Genomic DNA, 17,475 nt, shown 5'->3' with positions numbered 1-17,475 from the left:
CCCCTTGTTCAAGGGACGTTCGAAGCGCGATAAGGCCCCTGGGAATGGAGAGCCGCCGGACTGCTCTTAACCTAACTTGGTCATTCCCGGGTGTCCGGTAGACGATCGGCAAACGGACGCTTCCGCGTCCGACCCGTTGCGGACGTTGGATTAGGCTCGCCGCGCCTGTTCCTTCGCGCCCTCGATCATCGAGCGGATACGTGCGGCCATCTGGTCCATGGCAAACGGCTTGGTAAGTACCGCCATGCCCAGCGGGAGCTTCCCGGCTCCGAGGACCGCGTTCTCCGCGTAGCCTGTGATGAACAGCACTTTCAGGTCCGGACGTACCACTCGGGCAGCGTCCGCCATCTGCCGACCATTCATCCCACCCGGCAGCCCTACGTCCGTGACCAGAAGGTCGATGCGCACGTCAGACCGCAAAACCTTCAGGCCCGTGGCGCTGTCGCCCGCCTCGATGGCTGCGCAGCCGAGGTCTTCAACGATGTCGGTGATCAGCATGCGAACGGATGGCTCGTCGTCCACGATCAGTACCGTTTCGCCGTCCTTTGAGCGCGGCAGGTCCGCAATCCTTTCCGCCACCGTCTCGTCTTCGACCATACCGTAGTGACGAGGCAGGTAGATGCACACGGTCGTACCTTGGCCGACCTCGGAATAGATGCGCACCTGCCCCTCGGACTGCTGCGCGAACCCGTAGATCATCGACAGGCCGAGCCCAGTGCCCTCACCAATGGGCTTCGTCGTGAAGAACGGCTCGAACACCCGCGCGATTACCTCGGGCGGCATACCCGTACCGGTATCGGTGACGGACAGGCTAAGGTACTGGCCCTCGGGTATGTCGTGCTGCCGAGCCGCCCGCTCGTCCATCCACTTGTTAGCGGTCTCGATGGTGATCGACCCGCCGTCCGGCATCGCGTCCCTGGCATTGATGCATAGGTTGAGCAGGGCGTTCTCAAGCTGCGGGGGGTCCACCAACGCGGGCCACGTCGTGGTGGCACCGACCACCTCGACGGGGATGCCTGGACCTACGGTACGCTGGATCATCTCCTGCATACCCATAGCGAGACGTGTGACATCGGTGGGCTTGGGGTCCAGCGTCTGACGGCGGGAGAACGCGAGCAGGCGGTGCGTCAGCGCAGCGGCACGTTTCGAGGCACCCTGCGCCACCGTCATATACCGCTCCACGTCGTTGAACCGGCCCTGCTGTATACGAGTCTGCATCATTTCCAGCGAACCGGAGATGCCTGCCAGCAGGTTGTTGAAGTCATGTGCCAACCCGCCGGTAAGCTGCCCAACCGCTTCCATCTTCTGCGATTGGCGCAGCACCTCGGCTTGTTCCCGCTCGACCGTGATGTGTCGCCCTGAGGCGTAGACCTTTCCGTTCTCGAACGTGCCCGTCCAACCGAACCAGCGATACGACCCGTCCTTATGGCGGTAGCGGTTCTCGTACGGCGTTACCAACGGCCGCTCGAAGATGCTGGCGAAGGCGTCGAGCGTGGGTTCCAGGTCATCGGGATGCGTGAAATCCATGAACGGCTGGCCGACCAACTCGTGCCGTTCCCAGCCGAGGACCGCGGTCCACATCGGATTGACGGCCTCGATCACTCCTTTTGGCGAGGCGACCGCCAACAGTTCTTGGGAAAGCTGCCATGCCCGGTCAAGTTCAGCCGTACGGGTGATGACTTGTTGTTCGAGCGTTTCATTCAACTCACGGAGTTTTCGCTCGGCGAAGACTTGCCCGCTAGTCTCAATTATCGGTAACAATAAACCCTCAACAGTACCATCCATCCTCGTTACTGGAGTATAAGAGAAAGAATAAGTTGATTCTTCCATATACCCATGACGATTGAACGTAACAGGAAGATTACTTAGGTGAACCGTTTCACCTTTAAACGCTCTTTCAACTAATGGACCAAGATCTCCGCGAATTTCTTGCAACACGTCTCTCAGGTAGCGGACACCCAGACCAGATGGATGAATACCACCCCACATCGGAAGTGAAGCATCGTTATATAAAACTATACGCTCGGACCCCCAAACTAATAGCATAGGGTGGGCCGAACTAAGGATTATTTGCACAAGGGTGCAGAGCGTCTGCGACCATCCCTCAACCGGGCCAAGGGGCGTACTTGCCCAATCATAGGCACGTATCCGCGCACCCATTTCTCCTCCGCCAGCTAGGAACGCGGCCTTCTGGCCTGTTGCGTCAGCCACGGTTTGCCTCGCCATGCGCAGCCGAGCGCTGGATCGCAGCGAGGGCGGATGCCTCGTCACGTTCCAGTAGGCGAAGCGCAGAGCGCAGGACCTCGCTGACGCTGCGATAGCGGCCGGATGTGAGAAAGGCGCGCAAGAGCGCGTCCTGTTCTGGAGTGATCGAGACGGTGACGGTGCGGCGCACGGACATGAACGAGCCGTGCCTGATGGGACTTATTCTTACAAGCGTATCACGGTCACACAGGCGCAATCCTGGGTGCTTCCAGCCCGCGATCGAAGCGCCCATCGGAACGTCCGCTTCCCACCCCGAGCCGAAGTTGGCGAGTGGTCAACGGATGACCGCTCTCGGGAAGAGCCGATGGCGCTCTCGGCGACCGGGTTGGGTCGGAAGCAGCCGGTACCAACTGTCGGATTTCGACCACTAGACTTTAGGTGTGGGTTCGAACCGGAAGCCGCGAACGACGAACGCGCATGCGTATCCACTCATCAGGGCGGCGATAGGTGGTAGCAACGCCGTAAGTAGCAGCGGCAGGAACACGCGCCATAAGCGCACTGGCAAGCTGATCCGATCGTATTTGCCGACGACATCCTCGGCGACCTTGCTAGGCTCATCGTTCGCCGAGCCCATGACGGGATTGTAGCCCTTCGCCCGTTCCTCGGACACGAAGCCCGAGATAGCCGTGATGATTTCCGCCCGGGTGGAGTCCAGCGGAAATTCCAGTTCGTAATTGCCGGCCTTGATGATGATTGGCGCAGTCGCGTTGTGCCAGAGGGTCGGCACATCGAAGACGAACGCGCACAAGCCGACCCACGCGACGGTCAGAACGAGCCACAGCCGTAGCAAGCCGCGTTTCCAATTCATCGGGTCCGCCTTGCCTCGCGCGCCACGCGCATGCGCCTGCGACCAGCACCCTACCACCCGCCACACCTGCCGAAAGGGCTACCATGTCGGACCCATCCGCTCAGCGGACGGAAGCCGTTGCGCGCTTCCTTCTCGCTCATGCCGTGCGCCAGGACGACGGCGGCAGGTTCCATCTCGCCTTCCCTGATCGCCATTCCAGCCTGATCGAGGCGCGGTTCTCGAACTGCACCGCGGAGGAACTCGGTCGCGGTGAAGATCTCGCGATGGTGCAGATCCTATGGCACCTGATGATGCGCGAACGGTCCGGCGCATGGCCGCCGCCGGATGCTTGGGCGGACGCTTCTGGGGCGGCATGACGACGAAGCGACATGCTTCGACACTTGGCATTCGACCGTCACACCTGGAACCTATACAAGCGATAGGATTTAGCTTATGTAAATCCAGCGCTCGATAGGCGCTGTCTATGATGAGCGGACGGCATGGCGACCGGCGATCGGCCGAGAAAACGGAAGGCGAAGGGCTTCCTCTCGAAGCACCCCAACAAGGTGGATATCGAGATGGGTCGGCTTGCCGGCGTGAGTGCGGACAAGCTCGCGTCTCGGTTCAACGTGACCCGCGATGCCATCTACCGGCACATGGAGACGTTGACGCCCGAGTATCGAGCCTCGCTCGTTCTGGACGTCCCGCGGGAAGAACTTGCCAAGCGCGCGGCCGAAGAAAACGGCCTACTACTGGATCACTTTAAGCTAGCCCGGAACATAGCGGAGCAGCAGCTCCTCATCGCGAAAGCCTGCAACGACAGTTATGCGGTGGCGAGCCTGACCCGGGCCGTGCTGGAGGCGGATCGGGAGATCGGCAAGTTCACGGGCGAGATTGAGCGCTCGGCGGCCAGCGTCACCATCCGCAGTTCGGTCGCGATCTTCAGCTCGCCCGAGTTCGGCAAGCTCGAAGCCGGCTTGGTCCGCATCGCCAGACGGTATCCCGAGGCGAAGTCGGATCTGCTCGCGCTGATGCGCGAACTGAAGCAGCCCGACGAGCCTCCGATGATTGAGGGAGAACGCGCCGTTGCGTGAGATCTTCGACCGCCTGGAGGCTGCGCTCTCCTCACAGATCGACCTGAGCCCCGGCCAGCAGGTCGCGCAGGACGTGCTTGACGGCCCGAGCCGCTACAAGTGCCTCGTAGGGGGCACCCGCTCCGGCAAGACGTTCCTCATCGTCCGGTCGATCTTGGAGGCTGCGCTTGCCTATCCGGGCTCCCGGCACGCGATCCTGCGATTTCGGGCTAATGCGGCGCGCGCCTCGGTCGCCCTCGATACCCTACAGAAGGTCCGCGCCAAATGCTTCCCGCACGCCGAACTGACGGAGCACCGACAGGACGGCTACTACTCCCTGCCTAACAGCTCGCAGATCTGGATCGGCGGCTTGGACGACAAGGATCGCGTCGAGAAGATCCTCGGTCAGGAGTACGTGACGATCTTCCTGAACGAGGCGTCGCAGATCCCCTACGCTTCCGCGGTGATCGCGTTCACCCGCCTCGCGCAGGTGATCCCCGGGCTTCAGCAGCGCATTCTGGTCGATCTCAACCCCGTCGAGAAGACGCACTGGACCAACCGCCTGTTCGGCGAGAAGCGCGACCCGATCACGAAGCTGCCGGTCAAGAACCCGGACGGCTACGCGAGGGCCTTTCTCAACCCGATCGACAACTTCGCGAACCTCAGCCCTGAATTCCTGACCGATCTCGACGCCTTGCCGCCGCGCCAGCGCCGACGGTTCCTCCTGGGCGAGTACGTCGAGGATCTGGAAGGGGCGCTCTGGACCATCGACATGATCGAGCGGTGCCGTGTCGCTGAGAAGGACGTTCCTGATCTCAAGCGGATCGTGGTGGCGATCGACCCGGCCGTCAGCAGCGGGGAGAGCGCGGCCGAGACCGGCATCGTCGTGGCGGGACTCGGCACCGACAAGCGGGTCTATGTGTTGAAGGATGCGACCGGCCGGTTCACCCCGACCGAGTGGGCGGCACGGGCGATCGGCCTCTACGAAGCTCATAGCGCTGACCGCATCGTCGCCGAAACCAATCAGGGCGGCGCGATGGTGGAGAATACCATCCGGGCGGTGAACGCCTCCGTCGCCTACAAGGGCGTCCATGCCAGCCGTGGCAAGATCACCCGCGCCGAGCCCGTGAGCGCGCTCTACGCCACCGGCAAGGTACTCCACGTCGGCGACGGCTTTCCCAAGCTCGAAGAACAGATGACGAGCTACGTGGCCGGCGGTCCTTCACCCGACCGCCTCGATGCGTTGGTTTGGGCCGTGACCGAGTTGGCCGTCGACAAGCAGGCCCCGACCTACACAGCCGACCAACTGGTAGGCCGATACACCAGGGGCGGTGGCGCGCTAGGCCACCCAGGTCTCAATCGCCTTGCCCCTCTTGATGCGGTGCGCCTCGGCCACTGCTCGCCCGCCCGTGCCGTCGCCGAGTTCGGCGTCTCGGAGGCCGAAATCGCATCCCTTACAGTCCGGAGCACCACACGATGAGAGACGATCTACTGGACAACATGCTCTACCGCGTTCGGGATCGGCACGGGCCTGATGGCACCCTGGCCCGCACCATGCGGAACATCTCCGCCCTCGCGGCGCAGGCCCGCGAGATCCACAAGGAGAAAGGACCGCAGGCTGCCCAGGCCGTGATCAGGGGCGAGTTGATTCCGAAGTACCTGCATCACATTGGTGAGGTGCAAAAGGCCATCAACACGGCCAGCGACACGCGCGTCCGAGACGGCTGGGCCATTGGGTATGGGCTGGCCCTGACCTACAGGAACACCCTGACGAGCCTGGGCCGCCTCTCGTCTGGCGACTGGTCTGTGGCCCAGATGGACGCCAAAAAGGGCGCGGCAGCGTAGCCATGAACCGCGCTGAGCGCCGCGCCCGTAGCCGCTGGCAGGAACCCGCCCCCGTTGCTCCGCTCGACGCGGCGATGGCGCAGACGGCTGTCGTGGGCGATGCCTACGCCCGTCTGGCGGCGGTGATGAACGCCACGGCGGTCAAGATGGTCGCAGCGGGCGGCGCTACCCCGGCGGAGGCCGAAGCTCTGGACCGTTGGGCTATCCCGGCCGCGGCCGCCTTCCGGCGCGCGACCGCCGACCTCGAACGGCTGACCTCGCAGCTCGTCGGGATCGCCAGCCTGGAGGGCGGTGGCTGATGTCCCGCACCTTCAACAGCATCGGGGCCTTGGCGACCTTCCTGGAAGGTGTCGCGCACAGCCTGCCTCAGGCTCAGCAGGCCGCGCTGGACGATGCCACCACCTTCCTGTTGCAGAAGGTGAAGGAGATCCCGGGCAACTATCAGTCCGATCCGGCATGGCCGGCCCTCGCCGAGGCCACCGTCGAGGATCGAACTCGAAAGGGGTTCACGCCCGACGATCCGCTGCGCCGGACGGGCGAGTTCGCCGAGACGTTCCAGAAGCATGTCGACGGCCCGACCCGCGCGGAGGTCGGCAGCAACGACGAGCGGGCGGCCTGGTTCGAACTGGGCACATCCCGGATGCCGCCTCGTCCGGTTCTTGGCGCGGCTAAGGCCCAGCACGACCCACACCTTGTCGAGATCGTCGGTCGCCGCATCCAGCAGCACATTGGCGGGAGGGACTAGCGGATGTCCGACATCTACAAGACCGCGTTCGCCCTCACGATAGAGGGCAAGCTTCAGAGCCAGCTTATGGAAGCTGTCTCGACCCTCCGCATCTTCCACAAGGAGATCGCGGAAACTCAGGGCAGGCTCAATAAGCTACGTTTGGGCGGCGGTCTGTTCGAAAGCGTCGGCAAGTTCGCGACCGATATCAAAGCGCTTCGTGGCGTCTCGGCCGAGGTGGCCGGCGTCATGAACCGGGAGTTCAAGGGCGCTTTTGCCGGCATAAACTCGGAGGTCGCCGGCCTTCGGCGCTCCCTGTCCGAGCTGCAGGGCCAGATGCGCGGTATGGGTGGCGGCGGAGGCCGCAGCATCAGGTACGGCGGCGGCGGTCACGGTGGCGGCGGCTTGCTCGACACTATCGCCATGGGGCCGCAGCACAGCGGCGTCTATGCCGGCCTGAACGTCGAGCACGGGCTCGTCGGCGGCCTGCTGCATGCCAATGGCGAGTTGCAGCGGCAGCTGAACCTCTATCGGCTCGGCGGTGCCAAACCCTCCGATGTCGCTGCCGCGCGATCGGCGGCGTTCCGGTCCGCCGTGATGGTTCCGGACGTGGGCGTGGCCGAGCAGATGAAGCTCCTGCGCGAGTTGTCGGGCGCTACGGGCGACGAGGCCGGCGCGCGGATGATGCTGCCGCAGGTCGCCAAGACCAAAAGCATCATGGAGGCGGTCACCGGCCGTAGCTCCGAAGAGGACATGAAGCGCCTCTTCAAGTTCATCGAACTGCGCGGCGTCGCCATCGACGAGGCCACCCACAAGATCGACGTGAGCAAGTTCGGCGGGGAGTTAAACTACGCCACCAAGGCGATGGTGGCGGCCCAAGGCCTGATCACCTCGAACGATATGCTTGCCTTCACGAAGCAGGCTGGCTCGATGGCCAAGGGCATGTCGGGTGAGGACCTGTTCACGACGATGCTGGCCGGCATTGAGGACATGGGCGGCTCCCGGGCGGGTACGTCGCTGTCCGCGGTCGGGCGCCAGTTCCTCGGCGGCGTCATGACCGGCGGCAAGGCGGGCCGGCTGAAGGAACTCGGCCTGCTGAACGCTTCAGGCACCGAGACCACGGACGCCGGCGGCATCAAGATCACCGACCCGACCAAGGCCATCGTCGGCTACGACGTGCTGACCAAGAGCGGCTTCGGCGCCTTCATGGAGCAGGTTATCCGCCCGCATATGCAGGAGCACGGCATCACGGGTCGGCAGCAGCAGAACGAGGAATTGTACCGCTCGGTCGGCACCGACACGGCGCGGCGGCTGATGGGTCTGTACCTGTCGGGGCACGAACAGGTCGGCATCGTCGCCGATCGCTACCGTAAGGCCATGGCCGGCGGCGAGGGCTACGATAAGATTTTCGGCTCGGGCCAGGATCTCCAGACCAGCACGAAGGCGCTAAGCGAGGCGTTCACGACCCTCAAGACAGCGCTCGGCGACGCCCCGGCCGTCTCGGCATCCATGATGTCGCTCGCCCGCGGGATCGCTGGCCTCGCCGACATGGTGAAAGATCATCCGGCGCTCGGCACGGCCGCGACCCTCGGCGGCGTCGGTGCCAGTGCATCTCTGCTCGGCTTCGGAGCCGTGCAGACCATGCGAGGCTTCGGGCTTCCGGCCGCGGCAACCCAACTGTCGGCGGCAGCGGTCGCACTCGATGCCGCGGCGGCAAAGATCGGCGGGGCCTCAATTGCGGCGGACGTGGCAAAAACCGCGGCGACCGGCGGTGTTTTGGCCGGGCTCGGGCTGACCGGCATCACGGCTGGGACAATCGCGGCCGGGGCCTTCGCTGGCTACGCGACAGGGCAGACGCTCCCCGGCATCGCGCGCAAGGAAGGCCCGGGTGCGATCGACCCGGCGACGGGAGAGCACTTGGACACCGCGATCCCGCAGACGACCCCGTGGCTGCGGAACTGGATCCAGAGCTGGTTCAGCTCGCCGGAGGCTAAGACGGCTGGCGAGACGGTCGGTAAGCAGTCCGCGCTCGCCACCACCGACGGCTTCAAGACTGGCCCGTTCGAGCCGGCCGGGGCGGCGGCTGCCATGGGCCTGTTACGCGGGTTCCTGACCGCGATGAGTGGTTCAGGCGTTCAGCCGGCCAGCTTTGGCGGTGGCGGGCTCGGTGGTCTCATTCAGAAGGCCAGCCTGGGCGGCGGCGGTCTTGGGTCCGGAATTGGTGGCAATGGCATCGTCCCTCCCGGCATGACGGGCAGCGACGCCAACCTGCTCGGGCTAATCTCGAAGTACGAGAGCGGCGGCCGGAACACAATGAACTACATCGGCGACCGGACACACACGGCGCAGGGCTACTACCAGATCACCAACTCGAATTGGCGGAAGATCGCTCCCAGGCTCGGCATCACCGCGCCGAACGCCATGTCGGCGAGCCTGGCAGATCAGGCCCGCGTCGCGCAGGTCTTGCTGCACAACGGCAAGGGCATCCGGAATTGGTCGGACTACAATCCCCGGCTCCGCGGCGCCCTCGGCCGTGGCGAGCGCTACAATCCCGTCACCCAACAGATGCCGACTGCAGGGCCGCCTCCGCAGAAGCGCGAAGTCGTCGTGCACACCGCCCTGCACGTGGACGGTCGGAAGATGGCGTCCGCTGTCACCCGGCATCAGTCAGACAGCATGAGATTCCCGGGATCGGTTGGGGCCATGGACGGTCATGGTAGTTGGCGTCCGCCTGGGACCGATGCGGCACACGCAGCTTGAGGCGAGCCATGGTCGATATGTACGAATTCATTCAGGTGATGCGGCGCGAGGCGATGAACGTCGTCCAGCAGTACCAGCGCCCCGGGACGCTGGTCGCCACCAGCTACAACCCGGACATCCATGCGGTGAAGGGCATGATCGTTCCGGCCATGGTAGAGAGCGGCTGGGTTCCGCTCACGTCGATGCACGCGGGCGATGGCTATGGGATTATGGTCGGCCCGAACGTCGGCACCGCCGAGGCGCTCGATGGCGACGTGTTCGACATCCACTTCGATGGCGGCGACCCGAGCCTACCGGTCGCGAAATCCAAGCACTTCTCCGTCTCCGACAGCCCACCTCGGGTCGAGAGTGGCGAAATCCTGATGAAGCACCAGCTTGGCGGCTCATTTTTCCTCGCTAAGGACGGTGCGATCACCGTGACGCACAAGGATGGCGGGAGCATCGCCTTCGACGCGAACGGCAACGTCACGATCAAGAGCAACAACCAGACGGTGACGGTGGACGCCGGCTCGGGGGGGCTCACCTACAAGGCCAAGTCGCACACTTTTGACGGCGACATGAACGTGACCGGGAACGTGAACTCAACCGGCACCATCAACGGCCAGGGCGGTGTGCAGAACAACGGGATGGCGTTGACCTAGACCGCTCAGCTGATTCGCCTTGTCCTGGAAACATCGCACCATCGTGTCGACCACGGGCGTGCTGGCTGATGCGGAGACGAACCGGCATTCATCGAGTGCGTGGGCCGTCGGATGGACCTTTACCCCCGCCTTGAGGCAGGCGAGCCACGTCCGGTTCTCGGTTTCCGGCGCGTTCTTGGGCTTCCGATCCGAAATCAGGTTCTGACAAATCCCAGAAATCCGTTGCGAGGTGGGATCAGCGTTGATGCTCTGAAGGTCTTGGCCCGCGCGCCCTTCCGCTTCAATGCAAGGCCCCTTCGGACCGGTGACGCTACCACACTGGCTCCGCCAAGCGTCCCACCCGGACTCGAGCGCAAAACCTGTCAGACCGGTGAGCGCACGGAAGATGGTAGGGTCGTCCGACAGGCTCGTCAGGCATTTGGTGACCCCGGTGTCCTCCGCGAGCTTGAACATCGCCTCCACATCCGCCTCGTCCGGCTCTGACCCTTGCTCCTTCCTGAGCGCGTCCTCGACCGACATCCTCAGGCTGTCGCCATAGACAGTATCGGATCGGCATAGCTTCAGAGCATCTTCCACCGGTGGGCCAGCCAACGAGGGCGTCGCTCAAGGCGTTACCGCAAGCAGGAAGGCCGCGCCCAGCGCTCGCACTTTCATCGACGCCTCTGATCCGTTGGCGAACAGTAGCTCAACCTTAAGCTGCGCCTTACACTTGCGGAAGCCTCGTCCGTTGCCGAGCTATGGGCGGGTCGGCATCTCTTGGCATCTGGGGTACCCCGTGTCGATCTTGAGCAAGCCTATCAATGCGATCACGAAAGGTGACCTTGATGCCTTAGTGGCGGCCAAGGCGCGTGAGACGAACGAGCTGGAATTCAAAGGCGCACTGCCCTTCAAGCCTACGAAGGGTCAGCCGGAGACCGCGGATCGGTGGATCGTGAAAGGGGACCGTGTCGGCGATCTAGCTCGAGACGAGATCCTAGCCGAACTGGTCGCCTTCGCGAACGCAGATGGCGGAACGCTGGTACTCGGACTGCACGAGACGAAGGGGGAGCCGCGTGTTGCGGATCGGCTGGAGACGCTGCCGCATTGTGAAGCTCTGGCGCTTCGTCTCGTTGATGCGGCCGAGGACGTCGTAGAGCCGCGGCTACCTCTCCTCATGGCGCAGGGCGTGGTCGCCGATGCAACGGGCGCTGGCTATGTCGTCTTGAGGGCCGCGAAGTCGCACAACGGACCGCATCGCCTTCGCACGACCCGTGAATTCTACGTCCGACGGGGGGAACGAGCTGCAAAAATGGATGTGCGCGAGATCAAAGACTTGACCCTGTCACTGGCGCGGTTCGGTGATAGCATAGAGCGCATGTTCGCCGAGCGCGAAGCGGCATCTGACGCTTGGTGGCAGCGCACCCAGGCTATATCTACGGCTGGAAATAAAGCTCCCATCCAAGTGAGAGCCACCGCAGTCCCGTTGGTTGCGCACCAAGTAGCATATCTGACTTCGCGACCCGAGTTGTGGTGGCGCGGCCAGCCATTCAAAATCACTATCGATGGTCAGGAGATGCGATCAACGTATCCCTCGTTGGATTATGCTCAGGATCCGAAGCCACGGCTCCGGTCACTCACGCTTGCGCCTGACTCCCAGGAAAGACAGAGGTTTTTCCACCGCGTGCTACGAAGCGACGGGCTGATAGAATTCTTTCTAAGCCATGCTCGATACGAAAAGGGCGGCAGCGATTACGGTTCGGACATATATTTTGACTGGATCGCACAACTGATCGCTGGAACCCTTTGCCAAATCGAACATCTCCGGAAGCACACCGGCTCCGATAATTTGCCGTATGGCATCGAACTGGAGCTTCGGGGCCTCAATGGCTGCAGAGTATTCCTTTATGGTGAAAACAAATTCGCAACGCATGGCGCAACTGATGCGGAGTACAAAACCTTGCTTCCCCGTCTGACGGTAGGAAGCCGCTCCGAGTTCGACACCTTACTTTCCACCTTCTTGCTCGATATCTCGAATGCTTGCGGCCGGCACTGGCAGAATGCCGTCACTGCGCCGTGGGATGCCCTATTGCCTCGAGGTGCGTAGGCCGCCGAGCTGCCACTCCTGATCACGGAGCGTTGGAGAAGGGCGTCAGGCTACGACCATGTTCGGTGCCGCCAGGTCGAGCCCACGGTTCTTTTCGTAGAGGATGAGCAACCCTCTCTCGAACCGCACCCCGAGGCGGACAGGCACACCGATCTGGCCGGCGAGCTGTTGCATCAATCCCGGCGGCAAGCTGTTCGCCTGGATCTGGTGAAGCGTTCTGCCGATGAGGTGCTCAAGGTAGTCGGCTAGGACGCGGAAGCGCATGCTATCGCCGGAAGCCATGATCGCCCAGCCGGGTGGGTTGTAGCTGCGCCCACCGATATCGACCGTGGCGTTGCTGTGCTTGCCCCGTAGCGTCTTATGGTCGGTATCCGTCAGGGTTGTCGCGCCTGACGGGCCGATGTCGTGCATCGTGGTCGGATCGATGCGCAGGAGGATCCGGAGCAGATTGGTCTGCGTCCACGACCCGTGCGGTTGAACGTCCAATAGTATCGCCCTGTCCGCGGCGATGTGGGCGAATAGCACGGGTCCGGTGCGCTCTACACGCCGCGGGTTGTCCAGCCAGGGGCCAAGGTGGAAGTGGCTCACCTGCCATTGGTTGAACATCAGATCGGCGCGCGGATTGCTCCCTTTTGTGCGGATGGAGTTGCTCAGCCGTGGGGACACGTCGAGGCCGTTCGCGAGATGGTGTGCGATCTCGTCAATCGCCGGGTAAGTGCCGCGATGCGTCTCGACCTCGTTTGACCTGACGACTTGGCGGGTCCGCTCGGCGACGTGCCGCGCCCGGTAGTGCAGCCAGTCCACGAGGTCCCTGCTGGGCGTCGTGGGTGCCCGTAGGCCTCGAAAGTCGGCCATGATCAGCGCTGCAAGATCGGTCTGCGTTTCGTCTACGACCAGCATGCCTCCGCCCTCCGCGTTGTCGGATTGGCATCCTCGCCGTTACAGCCCACTCATGTCTGACAAGCTCACCGACCTCCTAGAACGCCTCAAGACACAGCAGCGCATGCTCATCCCGGCGATGGCCGAACACAATGGGATGCTGGCCGGGAGCGCCCTCCGTCAGGTCGCCGAGCTAGGGCTTCCAACGGCGAATAAGGCATGAAAGCGGGGCGGTAGACGCCTTCTGCGGCCCACAGCTCGGTTTGCAACACGCCTCGTCTCACCACGCTAACCCATTGCCTGGCTACGGGCAACGCGGTTAGCTGGGCTGTGTCTTGGCAGCCTAGGTTCAGGTGATCGCGATGAAGATTGAATTCGCGTCAGCGGCCGTCATCATCGCGATTTCGACAAGCTGGATCGCAGCAGCCTTTCCTGCAACTGCGGACTCGCTCGACATATACGAGCACAACGGCTCGGTGATCCACTGGTCCGTGTTGGGTGACGCGATCAAGGCGACTTATTCAACGCCCCGCCCCGGTTTGGCGGCCGCTGGCATATCTCCCGGCGCTATCTTGTTTGAGGGAACCTACAAAGGCGGTCAAATTGTCGGCCGTGCCTACGCCTTCAAGGCAGGTTGCCCGCCGGCTGGGTACGATGTGATCGGCGGAGAGGTGACGCGAGGTACTATTGTATTGCGCGGCCCAGGACCACACCGCGCGTCAAACTCGTGCGCGGTTCTGAGCTATCTCGCAAACAGCCCGCACGCTCGGCTCGTACTGACCTACTCCGCCACTGTGACACGAACCGATCCGGGAGCAACTTCACCGACGACACCAGCGCCAACCCCGGTGGCCGAATTACCAACCGAGTGTAAGTGGTCAAAGTCCGCGCGGTTGGATCAGAGCGTCGCGTGTCCGAGCGATAATCAGCGGGCCGAAACGCCACCGCCGGTTCAGGCGACCCCTGCGCCACCGATTGGGTCAACAGTCCAGAATGCGGCACCAGCCGCGAGCAACACCGACCAAGAGAGCGCCTTCTGGCGCGCGAAGGCCGCCGTGAGAGACTACGCTGCCCGCTTGGGAGAAACGCCCGAACAGTTCAGCGCCCGGGTCGGTGACTCTCTCACGAACGTCGAGGGCTTAGTCTACGGCGTGATCCGCGTCGGCGGAGATCCTAACAGCATGCTGCGATCCTTGGAGGGGTACACTGAAGCTATGAAAAACCCACTCAAGCGCAAATTGCGCGATTGTCTTCTCAAGGACCCAAAATATGGACCCGTGCCAACGCTCGAAGAATGCACAATTGTCGAGCGGCAGCTCGGTCTACCACCTCTTCCATGACATGCGAAGTGAGAGGAAGGTCGGCACTCTGAGTCGTAGAGGTTCAACTACCACCTGTTGCTGACAACCGTCGGCCGGATGGTGATTTGGGGCAGACTACGCTTGACCGACACGTCCGGGAACTACGCCGCGGCCTGTTCGCTATAACGGTCCGCCTGCAGACCATCATTGCATGGCTCGCCCGCCTCCACCACCCGCGCGGATTCTCGCTCAGTCTGATCGGTTGAGATCGCCCGCCGCTTGTCGGCAACCTGCTTAAGGACGTGGTGCTGAGCCGGGGGCGGACGATGGCACCAGCAGACAGAACTGAGCTTGCCGCCGCCTTGGTTGATCATGCAGCAGCCCGGCAGGCTCAGCGCCACGACAGGGTTTTTTATGACCGGTTGTCTGGGGCAGCTGGCAAGCAATGCCGTACCAATTTTCGCCGTCGCGGATTATGCTGCTTCAGCAATCCTCGGCATCAGGAATCAGAGGGCTTTTCATCGGCCGGCGCAGTCGCACCGTCGGCACCGACCTGGTTGGCCGAATGATCCTGGTACTGCTCCGTCTGAACCGTTTTGCTGTCGAGACCACGCTCGTCGCCGTGCTGTGCCTTGTCGCGATTGCTCAACACCTCATTGTCGCCGAGCACGCCCTCGGGCAGTTCGGTCATAGCTCCAGAGCCGGATCCTTTGCCCTGGGTCCCGGGGTGCATTCCGTGCTTACCAGCCTTCGCCATCGTAGCTCTACCGTGACCGAGGGCTCAGGGTTGGTGGCCCTCGTTGATTGAGCGGGGTCAACCGATCGCTACCGGGTCCGTTCCTGCGTCACGCTAACGCGCAGCGATGATGGGCGCTTCTTCCGCGACGTGGTGCAGAACCATGGGCGGCAGATGGCGAAGGCGGAATAACTCAGCCTCCGCCGCCGCCACTTCCACCCGCCCCGGGACCGCCGAGATTGCCGTCCTTGTTCGGCGTATTCCAGTGGATGATGCCGTCATCTGGGGGACGCAGCGTCGTGATCGGTAGATGCGGGTAGCCGAACTGCGGCGCTTCGATCGTCGCACGAGGAGCTGCCCTCCGGGCCCGCCCGCTCTGTGCGACAGCCGCGGTACCCCCGCTGCACGCAAACGCCACCACGAGCCACAGGATCAGCGAGGTTCTCATAATCATCCCGCATCGTGCAAAGCGCCCTTCCTGGCCGCGAGAGCTGTGCGCCCCCCCGGCAGGATACCAAGGCTCCATCTTCGGCAACCCGTCCGAGTTCGTAGGGCTGCGCCGAGAGCAGGAGACAGGGGCGTCCGCCCCTTACCGAGCCGACATTGCCGGAAGCATCGACCGAGCCGCACTGGACGCATTGGATGCGGCGAAGCTCGCCACAACGTCCGCCAGGGAGCGCACATCATCCGGTTGATGCGGATCCCGGGCGACTGCCTTTGCCTCGCGCTCCAGCCGAAGGTTACAAGCCTTCGAGGGCAGGCCGACATCCGGCGTGCAGGCGTCGTGACGGGCACAGGCCGCGTCGAGAGCGTCGATCGGCGGCAACGGAGCATTGTTGCCCGGGCCGCAGTAGTTGCCGTGGATGAGCAGTTTCGGCCCGCCATTGGCGGCCGGCTGTGCCAAGGACGGAGCAGCCCAGCAGGCGATGAGGAAGACGGGGGCGGCGAGGCTGACGACGGTGCGAGTCAACATGATAGAGACCCTCCAGCACCTCCGCCGCATAGTCCCATCGGCGCTGTAGGTGCGAGATGTGGTTAATCACCAGACGTCATTTCGCGGTGTGCTCCGGAGCACTACCCCTATTCAAATGACGCCCCACCCGCGTGGCTGACATCAGGTCCGTTCACCAACCTCATCCGCGATCCCATGCAAGACGGCGAGCGGCAGATGGCGAGGCGGACGGGAGCAGTTGAACCAATGGGATGCGCCGATGACTCTCTCGGTCTGATGCGCACCTCCTGCGCTGAGGTCCGGAGAAACTCCATGCGCATCTTAGCACTTGCGTCGCTCGCTGCGACTGGCCTAGCTATTCTCTCTCTGCCGGCAGCTGCTGTCCCCGCCGGACCTGTCACAGGCATTACGGCGACGTCCAGCATGGTTGCCCCAGTGCGGATGATGCGGCGCCATCGTATGCGGCGGCCCTCGATGACCTGGGTCCAGAGGCGAGGGTCGCGGCTCTGAGGCACTGCATCATTCGCAGTTGCTGCAACGAAGCCCCGCCGGCTCAGCCGCGCGGGGCTTTTCTTTGGCCGCACCCAGCTTCACCGTGCCGTTGGGGCAGATTCCGGGACACGCGGACGATGTTCAAGCATATCGCGGCGGTGCTGCTTGCCGGCGCCATCCTAGACCACGTTGGTCCGGCGTTGGCACGCGAGTGCACGATTTTTACGCCGGACGAGATGAAGGCTGGCACTTACCAGAACGTCGATGACTGCACCGTCCCGCGCCCGCAGGCCGCGGCCTGCCCACCGCCGCGCGACGCCAACTACCGCTGTGGCGACGGCGATTGGAGCTACGCGCAGCACCGTCGAGGTGCCTGCTCGCGCCATGGTGGCGTAAGCTGCACGATTGGCGCTGCGCAGACCTGCTGTCCGTAGGATTCCCGAGCTGGCACCGGCTGTCACCGGTCCTGGGCACGGCCCGGTAACCGCCCAGCCCCATCCTGTCACCAAGCCGCGTTGCGTATCGGCTCGACCGCTGGTGAGATCGGACGCTCCCCCGCCCCGTGAGCAGATCGGGGCGGGGCCGAGCGGATCATTCGATGCGGGAAGGCTACTCCGACTTCCGGTGTCCGCGCCCGTGCTGCTCCTTTTCGGCGCCAGCCGCAGCTGCAGCCTCCTTCTCAGCCTTGCCCACTGTCGCCGAGCTCGTGGCCGCGTCGTTGGTCCCGCCTGCCGGTGCATTCGATGCCGCCGACTTGGGATGCCCCTTGCCCTCGGTCGTCGACTCCGCTTTCCCACCTTCGAGAACCTCAGGGTGGCCTGCGTTGGCCTTTGCGCTCCCGGCCTCTTGGACCTCGGCGGCCTTCTGTTCCTGGGCGCTCATCGTGCTGTGGCGCTGGCCATCGCCGTGCTGTCCCTTGGCTGGGTTCGACATCGTG

Annotated in this window: 20 protein-coding genes; 11 read left to right on the top strand and 9 right to left on the bottom strand. The window is 63.5% G+C overall.

Features of this window, described 5'->3' with window-relative positions:
• Nucleotides 1–150: 150 nt before the first annotated feature.
• The 3 genes from MKK69_RS19470 to MKK69_RS19460 form a co-directional block, all read right to left on the bottom strand.
• A complete protein-coding gene (locus MKK69_RS19470; protein ID WP_409564838.1) occupies nucleotides 151–2,226 on the bottom strand; it encodes an ATP-binding protein in 2,076 nt (691 codons plus the stop codon).
• Nucleotides 2,204–2,497, bottom strand: coding sequence for a type II toxin-antitoxin system ParD family antitoxin (locus MKK69_RS19465; RefSeq protein ID WP_243970557.1), 294 nt, complete (start codon nucleotides 2,495–2,497; stop codon nucleotides 2,204–2,206). The genes MKK69_RS19470 and MKK69_RS19465 overlap by 23 nt, the downstream gene beginning before the upstream one ends.
• Nucleotides 2,498–2,632: 135 nt before the next feature.
• A complete protein-coding gene (locus MKK69_RS19460) occupies nucleotides 2,633–3,073 on the bottom strand; it encodes a hypothetical protein (RefSeq protein ID WP_243970556.1) in 441 nt (146 codons plus the stop codon).
• Between the two features lie 83 nt (nucleotides 3,074–3,156).
• Between MKK69_RS19460 and MKK69_RS19455 the strand changes: the two genes are divergently transcribed.
• The 8 genes from MKK69_RS19455 (at nucleotide 3,157) to MKK69_RS19420 (ending at nucleotide 10,095) form a co-directional block, all read left to right on the top strand.
• Nucleotides 3,157–3,429 carry a hypothetical protein gene (locus MKK69_RS19455; protein WP_243970555.1) on the top strand — a complete coding sequence of 91 codons (273 nt, stop codon included), beginning with the start codon at nucleotides 3,157–3,159 and terminating at the stop codon, nucleotides 3,427–3,429.
• Nucleotides 3,430–3,552: 123 nt separating this feature from the next.
• Nucleotides 3,553–4,146 (top strand): HTH domain-containing protein, encoded by a 594-nt coding sequence (locus tag MKK69_RS19450; protein WP_243970554.1) that lies wholly within the window; start codon nucleotides 3,553–3,555, stop codon nucleotides 4,144–4,146.
• Nucleotides 4,139–5,605: a phage terminase large subunit gene (locus tag MKK69_RS19445; protein WP_243970553.1), complete on the top strand. Its 1,467-nt coding sequence runs from the start codon at nucleotides 4,139–4,141 to the stop codon at nucleotides 5,603–5,605. Before MKK69_RS19450 ends, MKK69_RS19445 begins: the two co-directional genes overlap by 8 nt.
• A complete protein-coding gene (locus MKK69_RS19440) occupies nucleotides 5,602–5,970 on the top strand; it encodes a hypothetical protein (RefSeq protein ID WP_243970552.1) in 369 nt (122 codons plus the stop codon). Before MKK69_RS19445 ends, MKK69_RS19440 begins: the two co-directional genes overlap by 4 nt.
• 2 nt (nucleotides 5,971–5,972) lie before the next feature.
• Nucleotides 5,973–6,269 carry a hypothetical protein gene (locus MKK69_RS19435; protein ID WP_243970551.1) on the top strand — a complete coding sequence of 99 codons (297 nt, stop codon included), beginning with the start codon at nucleotides 5,973–5,975 and terminating at the stop codon, nucleotides 6,267–6,269.
• The gene (locus MKK69_RS19430; protein WP_243970549.1) at nucleotides 6,269–6,715 is read left to right on the top strand and encodes a hypothetical protein; all 447 of its coding nucleotides are present in this window, start codon (nucleotides 6,269–6,271) and stop codon (nucleotides 6,713–6,715) included. The genes MKK69_RS19435 and MKK69_RS19430 overlap by 1 nt, the downstream gene beginning before the upstream one ends.
• Before the next feature lie 3 nt (nucleotides 6,716–6,718).
• On the top strand, nucleotides 6,719–9,454 hold the full coding sequence (locus MKK69_RS19425) for a hypothetical protein (RefSeq protein WP_243970547.1): 2,736 nt from the start codon (nucleotides 6,719–6,721) through the stop codon (nucleotides 9,452–9,454).
• A gap of 8 nt (nucleotides 9,455–9,462) precedes the next feature.
• Nucleotides 9,463–10,095: a hypothetical protein gene (locus MKK69_RS19420; RefSeq protein ID WP_243970545.1), complete on the top strand. Its 633-nt coding sequence runs from the start codon at nucleotides 9,463–9,465 to the stop codon at nucleotides 10,093–10,095.
• Here the strand turns inward: MKK69_RS19420 and MKK69_RS19415 are convergent.
• On the bottom strand, nucleotides 10,036–10,614 hold the full coding sequence (locus MKK69_RS19415; protein ID WP_243970543.1) for a hypothetical protein: 579 nt from the start codon (nucleotides 10,612–10,614) through the stop codon (nucleotides 10,036–10,038). The genes MKK69_RS19420 and MKK69_RS19415 overlap by 60 nt on opposite strands.
• A 265-nt stretch (nucleotides 10,615–10,879) precedes the next feature.
• On the opposite strand from MKK69_RS19415, the gene MKK69_RS19410 reads away from it, so the two are divergent.
• Nucleotides 10,880–12,178, top strand: a complete 1,299-nt coding sequence (locus tag MKK69_RS19410) for a helix-turn-helix domain-containing protein (protein ID WP_243970541.1) — start codon at nucleotides 10,880–10,882, stop codon at nucleotides 12,176–12,178.
• A 45-nt stretch (nucleotides 12,179–12,223) separates the two neighbouring features.
• On the opposite strand, the gene MKK69_RS19405 is transcribed toward MKK69_RS19410, so the two are convergent.
• Nucleotides 12,224–13,078, bottom strand: coding sequence for a hypothetical protein (locus MKK69_RS19405; protein ID WP_243970539.1), 855 nt, complete (start codon nucleotides 13,076–13,078; stop codon nucleotides 12,224–12,226).
• A 341-nt stretch (nucleotides 13,079–13,419) separates the two neighbouring features.
• On the opposite strand from MKK69_RS19405, the gene MKK69_RS19400 reads away from it, so the two are divergent.
• A complete protein-coding gene (locus tag MKK69_RS19400) occupies nucleotides 13,420–14,397 on the top strand; it encodes a hypothetical protein (RefSeq protein WP_243970538.1) in 978 nt (325 codons plus the stop codon).
• 122 nt (nucleotides 14,398–14,519) lie between these two features.
• Here MKK69_RS19400 and MKK69_RS19395 read toward each other — a convergent pair whose 3' ends face one another.
• From MKK69_RS19395 to MKK69_RS19385, 3 genes are all read right to left on the bottom strand, one after another.
• Nucleotides 14,520–14,759, bottom strand: coding sequence for a hypothetical protein (locus tag MKK69_RS19395; protein WP_243970536.1), 240 nt, complete (start codon nucleotides 14,757–14,759; stop codon nucleotides 14,520–14,522).
• Nucleotides 14,760–14,857: 98 nt separating this feature from the next.
• Nucleotides 14,858–15,115, bottom strand: coding sequence for a hypothetical protein (locus tag MKK69_RS19390; RefSeq protein ID WP_243970535.1), 258 nt, complete (start codon nucleotides 15,113–15,115; stop codon nucleotides 14,858–14,860).
• A 568-nt stretch (nucleotides 15,116–15,683) separates the two neighbouring features.
• The gene (locus MKK69_RS19385) at nucleotides 15,684–16,067 is read right to left on the bottom strand and encodes a hypothetical protein (protein ID WP_243970533.1); all 384 of its coding nucleotides are present in this window, start codon (nucleotides 16,065–16,067) and stop codon (nucleotides 15,684–15,686) included.
• A 608-nt stretch (nucleotides 16,068–16,675) separates the two neighbouring features.
• Here MKK69_RS19385 and MKK69_RS19380 point away from each other — a divergent pair.
• Entirely contained in the window at nucleotides 16,676–16,972 is a 297-nt protein-coding gene (locus MKK69_RS19380) for a DUF3761 domain-containing protein (RefSeq protein ID WP_243970531.1), read from the top strand.
• A gap of 175 nt (nucleotides 16,973–17,147) precedes the next feature.
• Here MKK69_RS19380 and MKK69_RS19375 read toward each other — a convergent pair.
• The coding region (locus tag MKK69_RS19375; RefSeq protein ID WP_243970529.1) for a hypothetical protein at nucleotides 17,148–17,475 on the bottom strand (328 nt) is incomplete at its 5' end.

This window comes from Methylobacterium sp. J-026, from assembly GCF_022829585.1.
Classification (GTDB): domain Bacteria; phylum Pseudomonadota; class Alphaproteobacteria; order Rhizobiales; family Beijerinckiaceae; genus Methylobacterium.
The sequence above is the reverse complement of the archived record's forward strand: the minus strand, read 5'-3'. Positions and strand labels throughout refer to the sequence as shown.

Coding starts and splice junctions, on each gene's coding strand:
- MKK69_RS19405 (WP_243970539.1), bottom strand. CDS start 13,078: ATGCTGGTCGTAGACGAAACGCAGACCGATCTTGCAGCGCTGATCATG.
- MKK69_RS19390 (WP_243970535.1), bottom strand. CDS start 15,115: ATGGCGAAGGCTGGTAAGCACGGAATGCACCCCGGGACCCAGGGCAAA.
- MKK69_RS19435 (WP_243970551.1), top strand. CDS start 5,973: ATGAACCGCGCTGAGCGCCGCGCCCGTAGCCGCTGGCAGGAACCCGCC.
- MKK69_RS19455 (WP_243970555.1), top strand. CDS start 3,157: ATGTCGGACCCATCCGCTCAGCGGACGGAAGCCGTTGCGCGCTTCCTT.
- MKK69_RS19450 (WP_243970554.1), top strand. CDS start 3,553: ATGGCGACCGGCGATCGGCCGAGAAAACGGAAGGCGAAGGGCTTCCTC.
- MKK69_RS19465 (WP_243970557.1), bottom strand. CDS start 2,497: ATGGGCGCTTCGATCGCGGGCTGGAAGCACCCAGGATTGCGCCTGTGT.
- MKK69_RS19425 (WP_243970547.1), top strand. CDS start 6,719: ATGTCCGACATCTACAAGACCGCGTTCGCCCTCACGATAGAGGGCAAG.
- MKK69_RS19460 (WP_243970556.1), bottom strand. CDS start 3,073: ATGAATTGGAAACGCGGCTTGCTACGGCTGTGGCTCGTTCTGACCGTC.
- MKK69_RS19400 (WP_243970538.1), top strand. CDS start 13,420: ATGAAGATTGAATTCGCGTCAGCGGCCGTCATCATCGCGATTTCGACA.
- MKK69_RS19385 (WP_243970533.1), bottom strand. CDS start 16,067: ATGTTGACTCGCACCGTCGTCAGCCTCGCCGCCCCCGTCTTCCTCATC.
- MKK69_RS19420 (WP_243970545.1), top strand. CDS start 9,463: ATGGTCGATATGTACGAATTCATTCAGGTGATGCGGCGCGAGGCGATG.
- MKK69_RS19470 (WP_409564838.1), bottom strand. CDS start 2,226: ATGGCGAGGCAAACCGTGGCTGACGCAACAGGCCAGAAGGCCGCGTTC.
- MKK69_RS19440 (WP_243970552.1), top strand. CDS start 5,602: ATGAGAGACGATCTACTGGACAACATGCTCTACCGCGTTCGGGATCGG.
- MKK69_RS19430 (WP_243970549.1), top strand. CDS start 6,269: ATGTCCCGCACCTTCAACAGCATCGGGGCCTTGGCGACCTTCCTGGAA.
- MKK69_RS19380 (WP_243970531.1), top strand. CDS start 16,676: ATGTTCAAGCATATCGCGGCGGTGCTGCTTGCCGGCGCCATCCTAGAC.
- MKK69_RS19415 (WP_243970543.1), bottom strand. CDS start 10,614: ATGTCGGTCGAGGACGCGCTCAGGAAGGAGCAAGGGTCAGAGCCGGAC.